A 17414-nucleotide genomic window follows, 5' to 3' on the forward strand; every position below is an offset into this window, starting at 1 on the left:
CCCTAACCCGCGGGCCGCCGCCCCTCTGGCCCCAGCCGAGCCTCCGTCCTCCCCATGCGATTGCGCTTTTTCACGCTCGACGTCTTCACCACGCATCGTTTCGCCGGCAATCCGCTCGCGGTCGTGCTCGGTGCGGACGGTCTCGACGCTGCGACGATGCAGAATATCGCGCGCGAGTTCGCGCTCAGCGAGACCGTCTTCGTGCTGGAGCCGCGCGACCCGGTGAACACCGCGCGGCTGCGCATCTTCACGCCGCTGCGCGAATTGCCCTTCGCCGGCCATCCGACGATCGGCGTGGCGATCCTCCTCGCCACCCAGCGCGCGCCGGAGATGCTGACCCGCAACGGAATCGTCATCGCGCTCGAGGAGGAGGTCGGCCTCGTCCGCTGCGATGTGGTGAGGGACGCGTCCCGCGCCGTTCTCGCGCGCTTCGTCGCGCCGCGCCTGCCCATCCCCGGAGCGCCGGCGCCGGCGGCCGAAGCGCTGGCCCGCGCGCTCGGCCTGTCGGCGACGGACATAGGCTTCGCCCGCCATAGTCCTTCACGCTTCTCGGCCGGGGTGGAGTTCCTCTTCGTTCCGCTCTCCTCCCGCGCGGCGCTGGATCGCGCGCGGCCGGACCTGGCGCTCTTTCCCACCGTCATGGGCGAGGCGGTCGGCGCCTATCTCTACACGAGCGAGACGGTGGAGCCTTCGAGCGCGGTCTGCGCGCGAATGTTCGCCAATGGCGTCGGCATAGGCGAGGACCCGGCCACGGGCTCGGCCGCAGCGGCCTTCGCCGGCGTCGCTCACGCCTTCGAGGCGCCGGAGGACGGCGAGCACGAATTCGTCATCGAGCAGGGCTACGCCATGGGCCGCCCCTCCCGCATCATCCTCGGCTCGCGGATCGAGGCGGGCCGGCTCGTCGCCGTCACGGTGGCGGGCCATGCGGTGGAAATGCAACGCGGAGAATTGGAATTATGAGCGGCGAGATCGAGATCGCCGCCGCCCTGCATTGCGTGCTCGAGCCTCATGATTGGGCCTTCGATCGGCTGCGCGGCGCGGAGATCGACGCCCATTGGGCCACGCGCCGCGCCGCCGTCCCCTCGCTCTATGACGGGCCTGTGCTGCTCGCCCATGGCGTCTCGCGCGGGGAGAATGGGATTCTCGGCGTCAAATTCTTCGCGACGCGCTTCTCGCGCTTTCTCGCATGGCGGGATTTCGGATTTCCGGGCGGCGGCGTCCACAACTGCTTCTCCATGCCCGCGCTGCGCTCGTCGGACGGCGCCTTTCTGCTCGGCGAGATGGGGGCGGATCACTCCGCCGCCGGGGCGATCTATTTCCCCGCCGGCACGCCGGACCCCAGCGATCTGCGCGACGGCATCGTCGATCTCGAGGCCAATCTGCTCCGCGAGCTGGAGGAGGAGACCGGCATTGCGGCGCATGAGGTGCGGCTTTCGCCCGAATGGACCATCGTCTTCGCCGGGCCGCGCGTCGCCTGCATGCGAATCGCGCAATCTTCGCTCTCCGCCGCCACGCTGGAAGAGCGTGTGACCGCCTTTATCGCCGCGCAGAGCAAGCCGGAGCTGGCCGGCGTGCGCATGGCCGCGCGGCAGGCAGACCTCGCCGAGCCACGAATGCTTCACTTCATCCGCCGTTTTCTCGAGCCGCTGCTGCCCCCATGAGCAAATGGGGGCTGAATTTCCTGGCGGCGCGGTGTAGATTGTACCTCATGAGCAAAGTGCAAGCGATCGGCGGCCATGCGGCGCGGCCGGGCGGACAGACTCCGCCCGAGGACAGCGCGCGCGCCATTCGCGGCGCTCTGCTCGGCCGCTCGCTCGTGCTCGTCGGCATGATGGGCTCCGGCAAGACCTCCATCGGCCAACGCCTGGCGCAGCGACTCGGCCTGCCCTTCAAGGACGCCGACGCCGAGATCGTCGCCGCCGCGGCCGGCATGTCGATCCCCGATATTTTCGCCAAATATGGCGAGGCGCATTTCCGCGATTGCGAGCGCCGCGTCATCGCCCGCCTGCTGGCCGGCGAGCCCTGCGTGCTGGCGACCGGCGGCGGCGCCTTCATGGACGAGGCCACCCGCGCGCGGGTGAAGGAGCGCGGCGTCTCGCTGTGGTTCGACGCCGCCCATGACGTGCTGCTGCGCCGCGTGCGCCGCAAGGGCGACCGGCCCCTGCTGCAGACGAGCGACCCCGCCGCCGTGCTGCGCCGACTGATGGACGAGCGCTATCCGGTCTACCGCCAGGCCGACATCGCCGTGCTCTCCCGCGACGTTGCGCATGAGGTGATGGTCGAGGAGACCATCGCTGCGCTGCTGGCCTTTGCGCATGGCGCGCCGGAGAGCGCGGCCACACGAGGATTCGACAGATTCATGACGTCACGAACGCCGCCCGCCCCCGTCGAGCCGCAGACTGTCGAGGTGGGGCTCGGCGGCCGCGCCTATGACATCATCATCGGCGCCGGGCTGCTCGAGCAGGCGGGCGAGCATCTCGCGCGCATCGCGCCGGGCGCCGCCTGCGCCGTCGTCACCGACGCCAATGTCGCGCGGCTGCAGCTGCCTGTTCTGCGCCACAGCCTGGAGAAAGCCGGGATACGCACCGCCTCGATCATCGTCGAGCCGGGCGAAGCCTCCAAATCCTTCCCCGTCTTCCAGCGCGTTTGCGAGGAGATTTTGGAGGCCCGCATCGAGCGCGGCGATGTGGTGCTGGCGCTCGGCGGCGGCGTGGTCGGCGATCTCGCCGGCTTCGCGGCGGCGAGCGTCAGGCGCGGCTCGCGCTTCGTGCAAGTGCCGACGACTCTGCTGGCGCAGGTCGACTCTTCCGTCGGCGGCAAGACCGGCATCAACACGCCGCAGGGCAAGAATCTCGTCGGCGCCTTCTATCAGCCCTCGCTGGTGCTGGCCGATGTCGACGCTCTGGCGACGCTGCCGCTGCGCGAGTTCCGCGCCGGCTACGCCGAGGTCGTGAAATACGGCCTCATCGACGACGCCTTCTTCTTCGAATGGCTGGAGAACAACGCCTCCGCCGTCTTCGCCGACCGCGCCGCGCGCGTCGAGGCGATCTCGGTGAGCTGCCGCTCCAAGGCCAAGATCGTCGCCCGCGACGAGACCGAGCAGGGCGATCGCGCTCTGCTCAATCTCGGCCATACTTTCGGCCACGCCCTCGAGCGGCTCGTCCATTACGATAGCGAGCGCCTCGTCCATGGCGAGGGCGTCGCCATCGGCCTCGTCAGCGCATTCCGCTTCTCCGCGCGGCTCGGCCTGTGCAGCCTGCAGGACGCCGAGCGGGTCGGCCGCCATCTCACCCGAGTCGGCCTGCCGACTCGCATTCGCGACATTTCCGGCTGGCGCGACGACGCCGACGCCATGCTCGACGCCATGTTCCAGGACAAGAAAGTCGAGAAAGGCGCGCTCACCTTCATTCTGGCGCGCGGCATCGGACGCTCCTTCGTCGCCAAGGGCATAGACGTGGATCAGCTGCGCAGCTTCCTCAAAGACGAAATCGCGCGCGAGTAGCCCTATGCATGGCGGAGCGGAGGCTGGCCTCGAGAATGTCGACATCTGGGTCGCGTCCCTGGTGGTTTTGCTGTGCGTGCTTCTCTCGGCCTTCTTCTCCGCCTCCGAGACGGCGCTGACGGCCGCCTCCCATGCGCATATGCACTCGCTGGAGAAGGAGGGCGACCGCCGCGCGGCGGTGGTCAATCGCCTGCTGCGCCAGCGCAATCGCATGATCGCGGCGCTGCTGCTCGGCTCCACTCTGGTCAATATCGGCGGCTCGGCCTTCACCACCAGCGTGCTCGTCTATCTCACCGGCGAGAGCGGCGCCGTCTACGCCACCATCATCATGACGGTGCTGCTGCTGGTCTTCGCCGAAGTCCTGCCCAAGACGGTCGCGATCAACCATCCCGACCGGCTGTCGCTGCGCGTCGCCCGCATCATCAGCGTCTTCGTCGCCGTTTTCGGCCCGCTGCTCTTTGCGGTGGAGGCCTTCGTGCGCGGCGTGCTGAAGCTCGTCGGCGTCGAGATCGGCCATGGCCGCACGCTGCTCTCGCCCTATGACGAGCTCAAGAGCGCCGTCGACATTATGCACGAGGAAGGAACCGTCGAGCGCAATTGGCGCGACATGTTCGGCGGCGTGCTCGATCTCCAGGTGCTGCACGTCGCCGATGTGATGATCCATCGCACCAAAATGCGCACGATAGACGCTGATCTGCCGCCCGAGCAGATCGTGCGCGAGGTTCTCGCCTCGCCCTTCACGCGCATGCCGATCTGGCGTGACCGGCCCGACAATTTCATCGGCGTCATCCACTCCAAGGATTTGCTGCGCGCGCTCGATGCGGCGGGAGCGGATTTTTCCAAGCTCAGCATAGACGATGTCGCGCTCGAGCCCTGGTTCGTGCCGGAGTCGACGACGCTCGAGGATCAGCTCGAGGCCTTCCTCAAGCGCAAGACGCATTTTGCGCTCGTCGTCGACGAATATGGCGAGGTGATGGGCCTCGTCACGCTCGAGGACATATTGGAGGAGATCGTCGGCGACATTCGCGACGAGCACGATCTCGCCATGCAGGGCGTGCGCCCGCAGGAGGACGGCTCGGTGCTCGTCGACGGCGCCGTGCCGGTGCGCGATCTCAATCGCGTGATGGAGTGGAGCCTGCCGGACGAGGAGGCGACGACGATCGCCGGCCTCGTCATCCACGAGGCGGCGGCGATTCCCGAGGCGGGGCAGGTGTTCAACTTCCACGATTTCCGCTTCGAGGTGCTGCGCAAGATGCGCAACCGCATCACCGTGCTGAAAGTGACGCCCGCGGAGGCCAAGGAGGCGGAGTGACGGCGCGGCCGCGACATCACAATTTCTTCGGCTCGTCGAAGGCCGGAAGATTGCGGCAGCCGAGCGCGCCATATTCCTCGACGCGCTTGCGCGCTCCCGGCGTGCCGCGCCGCGTGGGATCGAGCGCGATCCAGGCAAAGAGGGTGAAGGCCGCGTCGCAAGGCTTGCCCACTGCGACATAGGCGTTGGCCAGCTCGACGAACAGTCGCTCATGCACTTTGGCGCGATCGTGGAACAATTCGATCGCCGTCTTATATTCGCCGATCGAAGCGTCATAGCGCTTGGCGGCGACGAGCGCCCGCGCGCGCAAATAATGAAAATCCGGCTGGATCGGCTGCTCGGAGATCAGCGCATCCGCGATCTTCAGCGCGCCCTCGGCGTCGCCGATGCGAAGGAATAATTCGCCGGCGCGGCCTTTCTCTATCGCGCTGTCCGGGCAGGCCGAGGCGAAGCCGCTATAACCGCGCGCGGCGACGCGTTCCTCTCCTTCGACGATCAGCGCCTCGGCGAGAGCGGCGACCGCGCGCTTGTCGCAGGGCTCGCGCAGAAGCTTGGCCAGCGGCTCGGAGATTTTGGGCGAGGCGACGAGGCCGGCCCGCAAAGGCTCCATCTCGAGCCGGGCGTAGACGGGCGCATATTCATCGGCCGGGGTCGGCGCGCCGACGGCTTCCGCCGCCGCATAGGCCTGGCGGCGCAAAAATTCGCCGAGTTCCGGCGCGATGACGACAGCGAGCCCGAGCGCGGCAAAAATCGCGACGAGAGCGCCGATCCAGACGCGGCTTCCTTCCTGCGAAGGCGGCGGGGCGATACGGTCCCCGCGGTCGATCTCCATGGTCTATCGTCCCAATGCGCGCGTCGACAATTGTGACGAAAGCTAGCGTGAAATCGCGGCGAAAGCGCGTCCGGCTTTTCCCTCGTCTCACACCTCCCGCAAAATCTCCTCCAGCGCGGCGTCGAGCGCCTCCGGCTCCGGCTCCTCTATCGTCGCGCTCTGCGTGAAGATCAGCGCGCAGCGCACATTTTTGTGCGGATAGAGCCGCCGCGCGGCGGCGCGATAGACGGCGAGCTGCCGCAATTGCGCCGGCGTCGCCGGATGGCGCGGCGCGCCGGTCTTGAAATCGGCGACGATGACGTCGGTTTCCGTCTCGGCGAGCCGGTCGATGCGGCCGCAAATGGCGATCTCGCCGCGCGGGCTGTCGAGCTTCGCGACGATCTCCACCTCCGGCGCCGAGCCCGGCCCGAACAAAGGCGCGAGCGAGCCATTGCCGATCACCGCGAGCACGGCGGAAACCAGCGCCTCGCGCTGCGCGGCGTCGAGCGGGGCGGCGCGCAGCTCCAGAAAGCGCAGCGCCGCCTCGGTGCGCCGCTCCGGTGGCGTGTCCGGCAGGCGTTGCAGCAGCGCATGGGTGAGCCTTCCGAGCAGCAGCCTTTCGCGGTCGCGCCGCGTCGGCGCGGCGGAATTCTCCTCGCCGGCGAAAGGATCGGCGGCCGCCAAAGCGGTGGCCGGCCGCAAGGGCGGGGCCGGCGCGCGCTCTTCCGGCGCCGGCGCGCGCGCGAAAAGCGGGACGACGATCGCCGCGGCGTCTCGCGTCTCGTTCGCCGCCGTCGCGCCATGCGCCGTGACGCCATAGCGCAAAATCTGCTTCGTCTCGTCCAGCGGGTCCGGCGCACTGTCGCAGGCGGGCTCGAGCGCGTTACGGATCGCGTCGTGCCAGCAGCCGGCGCCGCGCCCGGCCGGCCCATGGAAGCCGGCGACATAGAGCCGCTCCTCGGCGCGCGTCAGCGCCACATAGAGCAGCCTGCGATGCTCCTCCCGCGCCGCCTCGCGCAGCGCCTCGCGCGCGCTGGCGACGGAGGGCGGATCGGCGGCCATGCCGGTCGACCAGACCAGCGTCGCGCCATCCTCCTCGCCGAGCCGGAAGATCTTCGGATCATGCCGGCCGGAGGGGCCGCCGCAAGTGTCCGGCAGAAAGACGATCTTCGCCTCCAGCCCTTTGGAGGCGTGCACGGTCATCACGCGCACGGCGTCGCCGGCCGCCTCCATGTCGCGCTTGACGGACAGCTGCAGGCTCTCGACGCCGGCGAGAAATCCGGCGAGGCCTTGCGCCTGCTCGCGCTCGAAGGTGAGCGCGAGGCGTAAGAACTCGTCGATCGCGTCATTGGCCTCCTGGCCGAGCCGCCCGACCAGCCTCTCGCGCCCGCCGCCGGCGCTGAGAATATGGCTGTAGAAATCGAAAGGCGCGCGCGTGCGCGCCTCGTGCGCCCAAGCATCTACCCGCGCCGCCGCCTCTCTATGCGCCGGCTCCGGCGAGGCGGCGAGCGCATCGATGAGCGCGCCTTCGCGCTTGGGCGCGAGGGCGATGAGATCATCGTCGGTGAAGCCGAAGAGCGGCGATTTCAGCAATGTCGCGAGGGTAAGATCATCCTCGCGCAGCAGCGCGAGGCGGCCGAGCGCGACGAGATCCATCACCGCAATGTGGCCGGAGAGATCGAGACGATCGGCGCCGGCGACGGGAATCGCCTCCGCCTTCAGCGCGCGAATGACGCCTTCGAAAAAAGCGTCGCGCTTGCGCACCAATATCATCACATCGCCGGGCCGCACGGGGCGCATCGCGCCTTTGTCCTCGACGCATTCGCCATTTTGCGGCGCGAGCAGCGCTTTCACCTTGCGCGCGATCTTGCGCGCGAGCCGCGCTGGCGGACCGGCCTCGTTCACATAATCGAGCGGCAGACGCCAATCCTCCGGCGTCTCCGCGCCTTGCGAGGATTCCGGCTCCCAGATTTCGACGAGGCCGGGCACGTCGCTCTTCCAGGCTTCATGCACGGGCGCGGGCTCGTCGCGGTCCGCCGCGAGGCCGCGCCTGTTCTCCTCGACCGAGAAGACGATATCCACCGCGCCGAGCACTTGCGGCGAGGAGCGGAAGGAGCGGGTCAGCCGCACCGTCTCGAAGCCGAGCTCGGCGTCGCGAAAGCGGCGCGCGAAATCGCGGCGCATGGCGTCGAATTTCTCCGGCGCGGCGCCTTGAAAGGAGAAGATCGACTGCTTCTCGTCGCCCACGGCGAAAAAGGTGCGGATGCGCCGCGTGGCGCCGGCGCCGGCGCAAAATTCATCGGCGAGCGCGCGCAATATGTCCCATTGCGCCGCGCTCGTATCCTGCGCCTCGTCGACGAGAATATGATCGATGCGCGAATCGAGCTTGTAGAGCACCCAGGACGGGCTCGAGCTTTGAAACAGCCGGCGCGTGCGCTCGATGAGATCGTCGAAATCGAACAGGCCGCGATTGCTCTTCATCCGCTCATAGGCGGCGAGAATGGCGTTGCCGATCCGCGCCAGCGCCATGGAGCGATCGAAGGCCGCGGCGGCCTTGCGTTTTTCCACCAGCGCGACGAGCCGATCGCGCTCATCCTCGAGCCGCGCCAGCAATGCCGGCTGCTGCTTTTGAAGCGCTGCGGAAATGATCTTCTGCTTGCCGAGCCCGCGCGGCTCGCCGTCCTTTTTGAAGAAGACGGCGAGAAATTCTTCGACACATGCGCTGAGTCGATCGCTCGCGCCCCCTCTCCCGCGCAGCGGGGGAGGGCCGGGGAGGGGGCCTGCCAACCCCGCCGCGATCGTCAATTGCGTCGCGAGCTTCCCGTCATTCGCGCCGCCGCCGCGCAGCGCTTGCGCGATTCCATTCCAATCGCGCGGCGCTATCCCGCCCTCGATGATCTCCCGCTCCAGCGCCTCGAGCGTTTCGTCCTCGCGCAGCCCTAAGCGCTCGCGCAGCAAATCCGCATAATCGCCGGACGAGAGATTGCGATGCACGGCCCTATGGCCGAGCAATTCGGCGATCAGTTCGTCGAAGCCGCCGCCGGAGCAGAGCCGCGACACGGTTTCCAGCGCCGCGCGCAAATCGCCTTCGTCCAGCACGGCGCGGGCGAGCGTCTGGCGCCGTGCGCGCTCCAAAAGCTCGGCGCGCTCCAAATCGTCGAGCACGCGGAACGACGCCGCGACATTGGCCTCGAAGGGAAAGAGATGCAGAATCCTTTCGCAAAAAGCGTGGATCGTCTGAATCTTCAGCCCGCCCGGCGTCTCCACAGTGCGTGCGAATAGGCGCCGCGCGAAGACGAGCTCCGCGCGCGAAGGCTGCGGCGCGCCGGTGGCGAGAATGGCGGCGGTCAGCGCTTCATCGTCGAGCAGCGCCCAGCCGGCGAGAACATCGAAAATGCGCGCCGCCATATTGGCGGCGGCCGCCTTTGTGTAAGTGAGGCACAATATGCGCGAGGGCGGCGCGCCGGCGAGCAGCAGACGCACCACGCGCTGCGAGAGAACATGCGTCTTGCCCGAGCCCGCATGGGCCGCGACCCAGGCCGATTGCGCGGGGTCGGAGGCGGCCCGCTGCCGCTCCCGCGTGTCCTTGGCGATGGGGCGTCTGTCGCTCATCCAATTTCCATTCGGAGATGATCTCGCTCTACGGCGATGTCTTCTCGATATTCTCGGCCACCACATCGTCGATCATGCTGTCGAGATCGGTCGCCTTGGTCTCCTTGGTGAAGAGGAGCGCGACGATCGTCGAGGCGCCGAGCGCGGCGAGATAGAGGCCGACCGATTCCGCTCCGTAATTTTGCGCGATCCATGTCGCCACAAAGGGCGTCAGCGCCGCGCCGAGAATGGAGGCGAGATTATAGGAGACGCCCGAGCCCGTATAGCGCGTGTTGGTGGGGAAAAGCTCCGGCAATATGGCCGACATGGGCCCGAAGGTGAGGCCCATCAGCGACATTCCGATGCTGAGGAAAACCAATATGAGCCCGTGATTGGCGCTCTCGCCCGTGCCGATGAGATCCTTGGAGAGGAAGAAGCGGAAGGAGAGGCCGAACAGCACAATGCCACTCGTCACGATCAGCAGCAGCTTGCGGCGGCCGATCCTGTCGGCGAGATGTCCCGAGACGGGGATGAAGCCGGCGAAGAACAGCACGGAAATGAGCTGCAGCACGAGAAAATCGCGATAGCCTATGCCGAGATTGCCGAGCGCGATCTTGCCTATGCCATAGGACAGGATCCACGTCGTCATCAGATAGAAGAGGCCATAGGTCGCAACCATTATGAACGCGCCGAGCAGAAGCTCCTTCGCATTGTTGCGGAACACATGGGCGAGCGGCGATTTCAATTTCTCGCCGCGCTCCAATGCGCGCGCGAACACCGGCGTCTCATGCAGCTTCAAGCGCACATAGAGGCCGAGCGTGACGAGCAGAATGGAGAGCAGAAACGGCAGGCGCCAGCCCCAGGCGAGGAAATGCTCGTCCGGCGTCGCGCGCGTCGAATCGAAGGCGAAGAGAATGGTGAGCGCAAGGAAGAATCCATTGGCGAGAATGAATCCGAATGGCGCGCCGAGTTGCGGCCACATCGCCGCCCAGGCGCGCTTGCCCTTATCGGCGGTCTCTGTGGCGAGCAGCGCCGCGCCCGACCATTCGCCGCCGAGGCCGACGCCCTGGCTGAAGCGGAAAATGGTGAGCAGGACCGGCGCGAACAGGCCGATCTGATGATAGGTCGGCAGAAGGCCGATGGCGAAAGTGGCGAGGCCCATCAGCAGCAGCGAGCCGACGAGCGTCGCCTTGCGCCCGACGCGATCGCCGAAATGGCCGAAGAGGACGGAGCCGATCGGCCGCGCGACAAAGGCGACGCCGAATGTCGCCATTGAGGCGAGCAGCGCCGCGCTGCCCGCGCCGGCCGGGAAGAACAGCAGTGGAAACACCGATACGGCGGCGGTGGCGTAGATGTAGAAGTCGAAGAATTCGATCGTCGTGCCGACGAGGCTCGCGAAGATGATGCGATTTCTGTAGCTTTTATTCGACCCTTCGAGAGCCATTTTTCAAATTCCTCGCCCAATGTCCGAATGCGGCGCGTCGATCCGGCATTTGTGAGGATCGAAGGCCGTTTCGGGAAACCATACAAGAAATGTAGTTTGACCGCTATCGAAGCGGCTTTGCGGCGATCGTCGGCAGGTCGGTGAGCGCGAAGCCTTCATCCGTCGTCAGAATCGGAAGGCCGCGCGATTTCGCGGCGGCGTAATGGAAGCAATCGGCGAGGTTCAGCCCCTTGTTGCGATCCGCGGGGAGCGGATAGCGATGGCGCCCGTAGCGCTCGAAAGCCGCGAGGGCGAGCGGCAGCTCCTCTCGCCTCGCGTCCAGCGTCTCGATGCCGGCGGCGGCGAGAAATTCCGTCACACGCATCTGCGCGAGGGCGATCGACATGTTTTTCTTTCGGTGGAGCGCGGCCGCCGTTTCCCACACGGCGATCACATTGGTCGCGAGCGGCGTGGAAGCGGCGTCGATGGCGGCGGCGAGTCTTTCGCCATTCGCCTCCTGCAGCAAAATCGCGACCATTGCGGAAGCATCGATGAACATTATTCGCCGGTCTCGCCGTTGAGCTCATCGAAAAACGCCTTGTCGATGACGATTCCACTATCGGGGAGCGCGGCGATCTCGTCGCGTATCGGCTTAACGCGCTCCCACAGCGCCTTCTTCTGCTGCACGCGCGCCAATTCACGACGCAGCGCGTCTTTCACCGCCTGAGTTTTGGTGGTGCGGTTGAGCGCGGCCAGCTGCGCAGCCAGCCGGTCGACCTCGTCGTCGCGAATGTTGAGAGGCATGCGGCGTTCCCTTGTGTAGACATGAAGATAGGCCTGTCTACACAACCGCGCAAGGGAGCGCTTCCGGGCGCGGCTCAGCCGCGGCAGAAGGTAAATTTCGGTTTCGGCGGATAATCCCGAATTGGGAAGAACGGCACAAGAGGCGGACAAAACCCGTCCGAATCGGGGGCGCGGAAAATCGGCGGCCGATTCCTTAAAGAAAGCTTCGAGAGCCGCGCTCTTGAAATATTCCATTAGTGGAATATAATTTTGTTATGAGCTGGGCTGTCGAGCATACGGACGAATTCGCGGAATGGTATCGGGCTCTCGACGAAACGCAGCAGGACGATATTTCGGCCGTTGTGCTGCTGCTGATGGAGCAAGGCCCGAGATTGGCCTTCCCTTATTCGTCGGCGATCAATGGATCTCGCCACGGCCATATGCGGGAGTTGCGCGTGCAGAGCAGTGGCCGGCCATTGCGCGCATTTTATGCGTTCGATCCCAGGAGAGCGGCAATTCTGCTGATCGGGGGAGACAAGACCGGCGACGATCGTTTTTATGGCCGCATGATCCAGATCGCCGATCGGCTCTATGACGTCTATCTCGCGGAACTGAAGAAGGAGGGGTTGATCCCATGACCGGACATCGGCCTTTCACCGAGCTCACAAAGAATTTCTCGCCGGAGCGCCGGGCGCGCGTCGCGGCCAAGGCCGCAGCTCTGCGGGAGGAGATGACGCTCGAAGAGCTTCGTAAAGCGCGGGGCTTCTCGCAAGAGGAGACGGCCGCTGCGCTCGCTGTGGGACAACCCGCCGTCGCGAAATTCGAGAAGCGCGCCGATATGCGTTTGAGCAATTTGCGCCATTATATAGAAGCGCTCGGCGGCACGCTCGAGATCACCGCGCATTTCGGCGAGGAGAGCGTGACGATCGTCGGTCTCGACGAACCGGATGCGGCCTAGCGCCGCCGGCGGATGTGTCGATTAAGCTGGACGAAATGGCGAGGGTTCGCCTCTGTCCCGAAGTGAGAGCGGCGGCACGAGACGAGAACAATACAAGTCCGAATCGGGAGCGTCGAAAATCGGCCGCCGATTCCTTGCCGAAGCGTCAATCATCATGGTGAACGCCGCGTCGCGGCCGCGGCCACGCCGCTGTCGCCGTGGCCGCACCGCCGCCCTGGCGGCGCGGCTCGGGGGCCTCTCAGGGCACGTTGCGGAAGAAAAGACCTCGGACCCGGCCGTCGGGGGCGAGGTCGATGCGCCATTCGGTCTCGTTTTTTTCGAATTGCGCGCGATAGACGTCCCAGCCGTCCACGCCGACGCCGACGAAGCGAATCTCCCCGAGCGCGCCTTTCGCCGAGAGCTCCTCCGCGACCGCCTCCGCTCGCTCGCGCGCCAATGTGGCGAGCGGCTCCGTCATGCGCGTGGAGTCGATCTCTCCGCGCCGAGCTTCGTCGATCGTTCGGCGGATCGCCTCTTCGCTGTCCGGCTGCGGCCGATTATCATGGATTCTGCGCGTCAGCTCATCCGCTGCGCGCTGGGCCTCCGTTTCATCGATCCGCCGCGCGACCAGCTCGACGCCGTTCTGATGGGTCGTCAGCGCATTCACTGATTGGTCGCTGTCTATGGAAAAGACGAGCTGAGCCGGGACGACCTTGAGAAAGAACTCGGTCTCGCTTTCTGGAAAAACCTCATAGGCGGCCTGCCCGGTGACTTGACTGAAGAGCCGGTTGCCGACGCGCGTGATCGTGATTCCGCCCCCAATGGCGTCGAAGCGATAGGCGCCGACATAGCGATCGTAGATTTCTGGATTTACGGGCGTCGTCTTGCGTGGGCGCGCCTGCTCGTAGCGGCGCTGCGCGATCAGGTCGAGCGATGTCTGCGTCATGGTCGTCTCCTTTGCGAGCGTTATGAGTTCGTCGAGCGAGAGCGTCCCGCCCTTGGAGAGCTTCGTTCGGGCGGCGCCGACGAGCGCCAGCTTCTCGTCGATGCGCTGGCGTTGTTCGGCGAGCGCCGACTGCTGCATTTCCAGTGTTCGGTCGAGATCGACCGCGCGCCCCTCGAGCAGCGCGGCGATGCGCGAGAGGCTGAGGCCGAAGCGCTTCAGAGCGAGCACTTCGTGGAGACGGGCGATCTCCTTTTCGCCGTACAGCCTCCAGCCCTTCGCCGAGCGGGCCGGCGTCAGCAGGCCGCGCTGCTCATAGGTTCTGAGACCGCGAACAGTGACGCCGATGCGCTCCGCACATTCCGCCGCGGTCAGCAACACGTCCTTGCGCTTCGACTCTCTCAATGGACGAGCCCTCCTGTTTCTCGGGTCTAATCTATGACCCAAGGGACGGCGCAAGCGTCATTTTGCGACCTCGAAAGCGGCGCGGAGCGACGCCCCGATGTCCGGCGTCGCCGGCGTGCGCAAGGCGCGGCATGTCGCGTCGATAGGCTCAGCGAAAAGTGAATGCGGCGCCGCTTCCGCCGTCTCGAAAGTGGAATTGTGGCACGAGACGCGCACAAACCGCGTCCGAATCGGGAGCGCCGAAAATGGGCCGCCGATTCCTTGCCGAAGCGTCAATCATCATGGTGAAGGCTTCGTAAATGCTATCTCTTCGCGGCTCGGCCTGTCATCGTCTTCATAGGCTCAACGAGTGGTGAAGCCCGGCCTCGTCACGCCGTCCCGAAAGTGGAATTGTGGCACGAGAGGCGCACAAACCCTGTCCGAATCGGGAGCGCCGAAAATCGGCCGCCGATTCCTTGCCGAAGCGTCAAAGAATGTGGCGAACGCTCCGTAAATTCGCGGCGAAGCGTCACTCTTCGTCGCCGCCCTCGCGCGACCATTCCTTCACCCGCGCGAGATGGTCGTAATCGCTGTAGCGCGAGGCGAACTCCACCCAGGGCCGCGAGGGATAGGGCGTGTCGGCGAGACGAAACTGATTCAGCAGCACGAAGAGATTGGCGCGATGCTCGGCGACGACATCGCCGAAGCTCTTGTCCTTGAATTTCAGCCATTGCGTCTCGCCGCCGGTCTTGCCGCCGAGCCGCACATAGGCGGCGCCGGAAACGCGCGGCGCGCCGATGGATTCGAAGGCGCCGGCCTCGATCATCGCCGCCTCCAATGTGAGCTGCGGCGAGAAGCCCGCGCCGACCTGTGAGGCGGTCGGCGGATTGCCGGTCTTGTAATCGAAGACGAAAGCTTCGCCGCTCGCATCCACCTCTATGCGATCGGCGACGCAGGAGAGTGTGAAGACGCTGCCGTCGGCGAGCGTCAGTTTCCAGCCGGCGCCTTTCTCGATGAAAATCTCGCGCGCCTGCTCGCGGCGCTCGCGCTCGAAGGCGAGCGCGTGATCGAGCCCGGCCTCTATGCGCGGCCAATCGAAGGCGAGGAAGGACGGATCGTCCAGGAACTCGCCGAGCTCGGCGCGCGCGATCTCGACTAGAAGCGCGCGCGCGTCTTCGGGCAGTGGGCCTTTGGGATGCGCCTGCTGAAATTTCGCCAGCGCCGCATGGATCGCGACGCCGATCTCGCGCACGCCCTTGGGCGCGCCGAGCGGCGGCAAGGGCGGCAGGCGCAGAATAGATTCGGCGAAGACGGAATAAGGGTCGCGGCGCAGCTTTTCGATGCGCGTGACGCTGAGCCGCGTCGGCCGCAGCTCCACCGGCGGGCGCGGCAGCGGGCGCGATATGGCGCGAATCTCCTGCGGGCGATCCAGCGCGGCGGCGAGCGCGCATTTTTCATCGCCGCGCGACTTGCAGGCGGCGAAAGCCTCGCCCGAGAGCGCCGCCAATCGCGCGATGAGGCGCGACGCCACGGTCGGCGCGCCATCGCGCTTTTTCGCGCGGCTGACGACGACCTCCGCCGCGCCGAAGGCCATGGAGAAGTCATGCGCCGTCTGGCCGATGCGGCGTTCCGGCGGCGAGAGGCCCAATTGCCGGCGCATGGCGCGATTGAGAAAGGCGCCGGATTCGGCCTGTGGCGGCCAGATCGTCTCGTCGAGGCCGGCGAGCAGCACGAGATCGGCGTCGAGCAGGCGCGCTTCCAGCAAGCCGAGAATTTTGAGGCGCGGATGCGCGCGCTTTGGGCTCGGCGCGCTCGCCTCGAAGGCGAGGCGATCGAAGAAAGAGGCATAGCCGGCGGCGTCGAAGACGAGCGCGCTATTTGCGGCCTCCAGCGCGTCGAAGAGCTGCAGCAATTGCTCGACGCCCTCGCCGGCGGGCTCCTCGCCGGCGATTTTCTCCAGCGCCAGCGCATGGGCGCGCACGCGCTCGCCGAGGCGCGCCTCCGGCGTGAGCGCGGCGAGCGGCAGCAGCGCTTCGTCGAGACGGGCGAGGAGGTCGTCGATCGCGCGCCAATCCTCTTCGCTGATGCGTTTCTGCGCCGGATGGGCGTGTGTCTCTTCGGCGAGCCGGCGCGCCGGCGCGGCCATTGCGGCGAAGCTGCCGCCGCTCTCGACATTGCGCAGCACGGCGATCTCGACCAACGGGGCGAGGCGCTCGATCTCCGCGCGCTCGAGGCCGAAGCGCGTCAGCGGATGGGCGAGCAGCGCGGCGGCGTCTATCGCCGAGGCGCCGTCTTCCGCCGTGGCGGCGACGAGCCGGGCCAGCGCGCCGATCGGCGTCGCGCCCAGCGGTCGGCCGGCCGAATCGTCGACCTCCACGCCCCAGCGCGCCAGCTCGGCGCAGACGCGGCGGGCGATGTCGCGATCGGGCGTGATGAGCGCCGCCGTGCGGCCCGGAGTCTCCAGCGCCTCGCGCATGGAAAGGGCGAGGGCCAGCGCCTCCTCGCGCTCGTCCGCCGCCTCGATGAAGGAGACGCCGGCGAGCGCTTCGGCGAAGCCCTCGGCCGCGGCGGCGCGGAAATCGCGCCAATAATCGGTGCAATCGGCGGGGCGCAGAGCCTCGGCCAGCAGCCGCGTCCGCGCCTTCAGCACGGGCGGAGCGGAGCCGATGGGGCGGACCTCCTCGCGCGTGACGCCGATCGTCGAGAGGAGACGCTTCAGCAAGGTCTGCGGATGGGTGAAGCTCGGCTCGTCGCGCTCATTCGCGCCATCGTCGCCGACGCGGCGCCAAGCGGCCTCGTCCAGCTCGAGATCTAGGCCGGGCAGGATCACCGCGCCGCGCTCCATTCGCGCGATCGCCGCCAAAAGGCGCGCCGTCGCCGGATGCGCGCCGGTGGAGCCGAGCGCGATCACCGGGCCGCGCGCGCCGCCGCGCTCCAAATGCGCGATCTGCGCCTCGATCAGCGCCGTCTGACGCGCCGCGCGGTCGATGAGGCCGCGGGCGCTGAGAATATTCGGCCAATCCTCGAGCGCGATCTTCAGAAAATTGGCGGTGATCGCGAAAAAGCGGTCATAGGCCTCCTCCGCGAGGCCGGCGAGCGCGCCGGCGCCGAGCTTCTCGATCGCGAATTCGTCGATGAGCCGCGCCAGCTCGCCGGAGAGCGCATAGGCGCTGGTCGGCGAGGGGGCGATCAGCAGCATTTCGCGCGGGTCGTGCTCGACAGCGCCGGCCCGGTCGATGGAGACGATCGCATGGCGCAGCGCGCGCGCCCATTGCAGCACCAGCTCGGCCAGAATCAGCCGACGGTCGAGCTCCTCGATCGCCGGCGCCAGCGCCAGCTCCAGCGCCGCCTCGCCGGAATCGAGATCGGCGTGGAACAGCGCCGAGGCCTCCTGCTCGTCGAGATCGCCGAGCGGCAATATGCGCGGCAGCAGCGCCGCCGGCGCCTCGATCGCGGTGGAGAATTGCGCCGCCAAAGCCCGCGCGGCGCGCTGGGTCGGCACATAGATCGTGGTGGCGGCCAGAGCCAGCGGCCCGCTCTCGCGCGAGAGGCCGGGGATGATCGCGCCATCCAGCAGCGCGCGCGTGAAGGCGCCGAGAAAGGAGGCGCCAGGGGCTATGGAAAATACGTAGCGAGGCGCCATTTTTCTACTCGGCGGGTGGAAAGAAAGCATGAGCGGAGCAATTCACATCTGAATTCTGTGTATTGCGCGTGATTGCGGAATTGAA

Annotated in this window: 13 protein-coding genes; 6 read left to right on the plus strand and 7 right to left on the minus strand. The window is 66.8% G+C overall.

Going from position 1 to position 17414, the window contains the following annotated elements; genetic code table 11:
- The first annotated feature begins 54 nt into the window (after positions 1 to 54).
- From GYH34_RS05370 to GYH34_RS05385, 4 genes are read left to right on the plus strand one after another with little or no spacing between them, the layout of a single operon-like run.
- The gene (locus GYH34_RS05370) at positions 55 to 960 is read left to right on the plus strand and encodes a PhzF family phenazine biosynthesis protein (RefSeq protein ID WP_161912690.1); all 906 of its coding nucleotides are present in this window, start codon (positions 55 to 57) and stop codon (positions 958 to 960) included.
- Positions 957 to 1661, plus strand: coding sequence for an NUDIX hydrolase (locus GYH34_RS05375; protein WP_161912691.1), 705 nt, complete (start codon positions 957 to 959; stop codon positions 1659 to 1661). Before GYH34_RS05370 ends, GYH34_RS05375 begins: the two co-directional genes overlap by 4 nt.
- Before the next feature lie 47 nt (positions 1662 to 1708).
- Positions 1709 to 3502 carry a 3-dehydroquinate synthase gene (gene aroB, locus GYH34_RS05380; RefSeq protein WP_161912692.1) on the plus strand — a complete coding sequence of 598 codons (1794 nt, stop codon included), beginning with the start codon at positions 1709 to 1711 and terminating at the stop codon, positions 3500 to 3502.
- Positions 3503 to 3506: 4 nt separating this feature from the next.
- Positions 3507 to 4814 (plus strand): HlyC/CorC family transporter, encoded by a 1308-nt coding sequence (locus GYH34_RS05385; RefSeq protein WP_161912693.1) that lies wholly within the window; start codon positions 3507 to 3509, stop codon positions 4812 to 4814.
- Positions 4815 to 4830: 16 nt separating this feature from the next.
- Here GYH34_RS05385 and GYH34_RS05390 read toward each other — a convergent pair whose 3' ends face one another.
- The 5 genes from GYH34_RS05390 to GYH34_RS21885 form a co-directional block, all read right to left on the minus strand.
- The gene (locus GYH34_RS05390; protein ID WP_161912694.1) at positions 4831 to 5646 is read right to left on the minus strand and encodes a hypothetical protein; all 816 of its coding nucleotides are present in this window, start codon (positions 5644 to 5646) and stop codon (positions 4831 to 4833) included.
- Positions 5647 to 5733: 87 nt separating this feature from the next.
- Positions 5734 to 9237: a double-strand break repair helicase AddA gene (addA, locus tag GYH34_RS05395; RefSeq protein WP_161912695.1), complete on the minus strand. Its 3504-nt coding sequence runs from the start codon at positions 9235 to 9237 to the stop codon at positions 5734 to 5736.
- Between the two features lie 28 nt (positions 9238 to 9265).
- Positions 9266 to 10660, minus strand: coding sequence for an MFS transporter (locus GYH34_RS05400; protein ID WP_161912696.1), 1395 nt, complete (start codon positions 10658 to 10660; stop codon positions 9266 to 9268).
- 103 nt (positions 10661 to 10763) lie between these two features.
- On the minus strand, positions 10764 to 11198 hold the full coding sequence (locus tag GYH34_RS05405) for a type II toxin-antitoxin system VapC family toxin (protein ID WP_161912697.1): 435 nt from the start codon (positions 11196 to 11198) through the stop codon (positions 10764 to 10766).
- Positions 11198 to 11677, minus strand: coding sequence for a type II toxin-antitoxin system VapB family antitoxin (locus GYH34_RS21885; protein WP_244635284.1), 480 nt, complete (start codon positions 11675 to 11677; stop codon positions 11198 to 11200). The genes GYH34_RS05405 and GYH34_RS21885 overlap by 1 nt, the downstream gene beginning before the upstream one ends.
- 20 nt (positions 11678 to 11697) lie before the next feature.
- On the opposite strand from GYH34_RS21885, the gene GYH34_RS05415 reads away from it, so the two are divergent.
- A complete protein-coding gene (locus GYH34_RS05415) occupies positions 11698 to 12060 on the plus strand; it encodes a type II toxin-antitoxin system RelE/ParE family toxin (protein WP_161912698.1) in 363 nt (120 codons plus the stop codon).
- The gene (locus GYH34_RS05420; RefSeq protein ID WP_161912699.1) at positions 12057 to 12380 is read left to right on the plus strand and encodes an XRE family transcriptional regulator; all 324 of its coding nucleotides are present in this window, start codon (positions 12057 to 12059) and stop codon (positions 12378 to 12380) included. Before GYH34_RS05415 ends, GYH34_RS05420 begins: the two co-directional genes overlap by 4 nt.
- 238 nt (positions 12381 to 12618) lie before the next feature.
- Here GYH34_RS05420 and GYH34_RS05425 read toward each other — a convergent pair whose 3' ends face one another.
- Positions 12619 to 13707: a MerR family transcriptional regulator gene (locus GYH34_RS05425; protein WP_161912700.1), complete on the minus strand. Its 1089-nt coding sequence runs from the start codon at positions 13705 to 13707 to the stop codon at positions 12619 to 12621.
- Between the two features lie 508 nt (positions 13708 to 14215).
- Positions 14216 to 17329 (minus strand): double-strand break repair protein AddB, encoded by a 3114-nt coding sequence (addB, locus tag GYH34_RS05430; RefSeq protein ID WP_161912701.1) that lies wholly within the window; start codon positions 17327 to 17329, stop codon positions 14216 to 14218.
- Between the last annotated feature and the right edge of the window lie 85 nt (positions 17330 to 17414).

The sequence above is a fragment of the Methylosinus sp. C49 genome (genome assembly GCF_009936375.1).
Taxonomy (GTDB): domain Bacteria; phylum Pseudomonadota; class Alphaproteobacteria; order Rhizobiales; family Beijerinckiaceae; genus Methylosinus.

Excerpts from the sequence above, each read along its gene's own strand:
- GYH34_RS05375 (WP_161912691.1), top strand. The coding sequence starts at position 957 with ATGAGCGGCGAGATCGAGATCGCCGCCGCCCTGCATTGCGTGCTCGAG.
- GYH34_RS05415 (WP_161912698.1), top strand. The coding sequence starts at position 11,698 with ATGAGCTGGGCTGTCGAGCATACGGACGAATTCGCGGAATGGTATCGG.
- addB (WP_161912701.1), bottom strand. The coding sequence starts at position 17,329 with ATGGCGCCTCGCTACGTATTTTCCATAGCCCCTGGCGCCTCCTTTCTC.
- aroB (WP_161912692.1), top strand. The coding sequence starts at position 1,709 with ATGAGCAAAGTGCAAGCGATCGGCGGCCATGCGGCGCGGCCGGGCGGA.
- addA (WP_161912695.1), bottom strand. The coding sequence starts at position 9,237 with ATGAGCGACAGACGCCCCATCGCCAAGGACACGCGGGAGCGGCAGCGG.
- GYH34_RS05400 (WP_161912696.1), bottom strand. The coding sequence starts at position 10,660 with ATGGCTCTCGAAGGGTCGAATAAAAGCTACAGAAATCGCATCATCTTC.
- GYH34_RS05390 (WP_161912694.1), bottom strand. The coding sequence starts at position 5,646 with ATGGAGATCGACCGCGGGGACCGTATCGCCCCGCCGCCTTCGCAGGAA.
- GYH34_RS05370 (WP_161912690.1), top strand. The coding sequence starts at position 55 with ATGCGATTGCGCTTTTTCACGCTCGACGTCTTCACCACGCATCGTTTC.
- GYH34_RS05385 (WP_161912693.1), top strand. The coding sequence starts at position 3,507 with ATGCATGGCGGAGCGGAGGCTGGCCTCGAGAATGTCGACATCTGGGTC.
- GYH34_RS05420 (WP_161912699.1), top strand. The coding sequence starts at position 12,057 with ATGACCGGACATCGGCCTTTCACCGAGCTCACAAAGAATTTCTCGCCG.
- GYH34_RS05405 (WP_161912697.1), bottom strand. The coding sequence starts at position 11,198 with ATGTTCATCGATGCTTCCGCAATGGTCGCGATTTTGCTGCAGGAGGCG.
- GYH34_RS21885 (WP_244635284.1), bottom strand. The coding sequence starts at position 11,677 with ATGGAATATTTCAAGAGCGCGGCTCTCGAAGCTTTCTTTAAGGAATCG.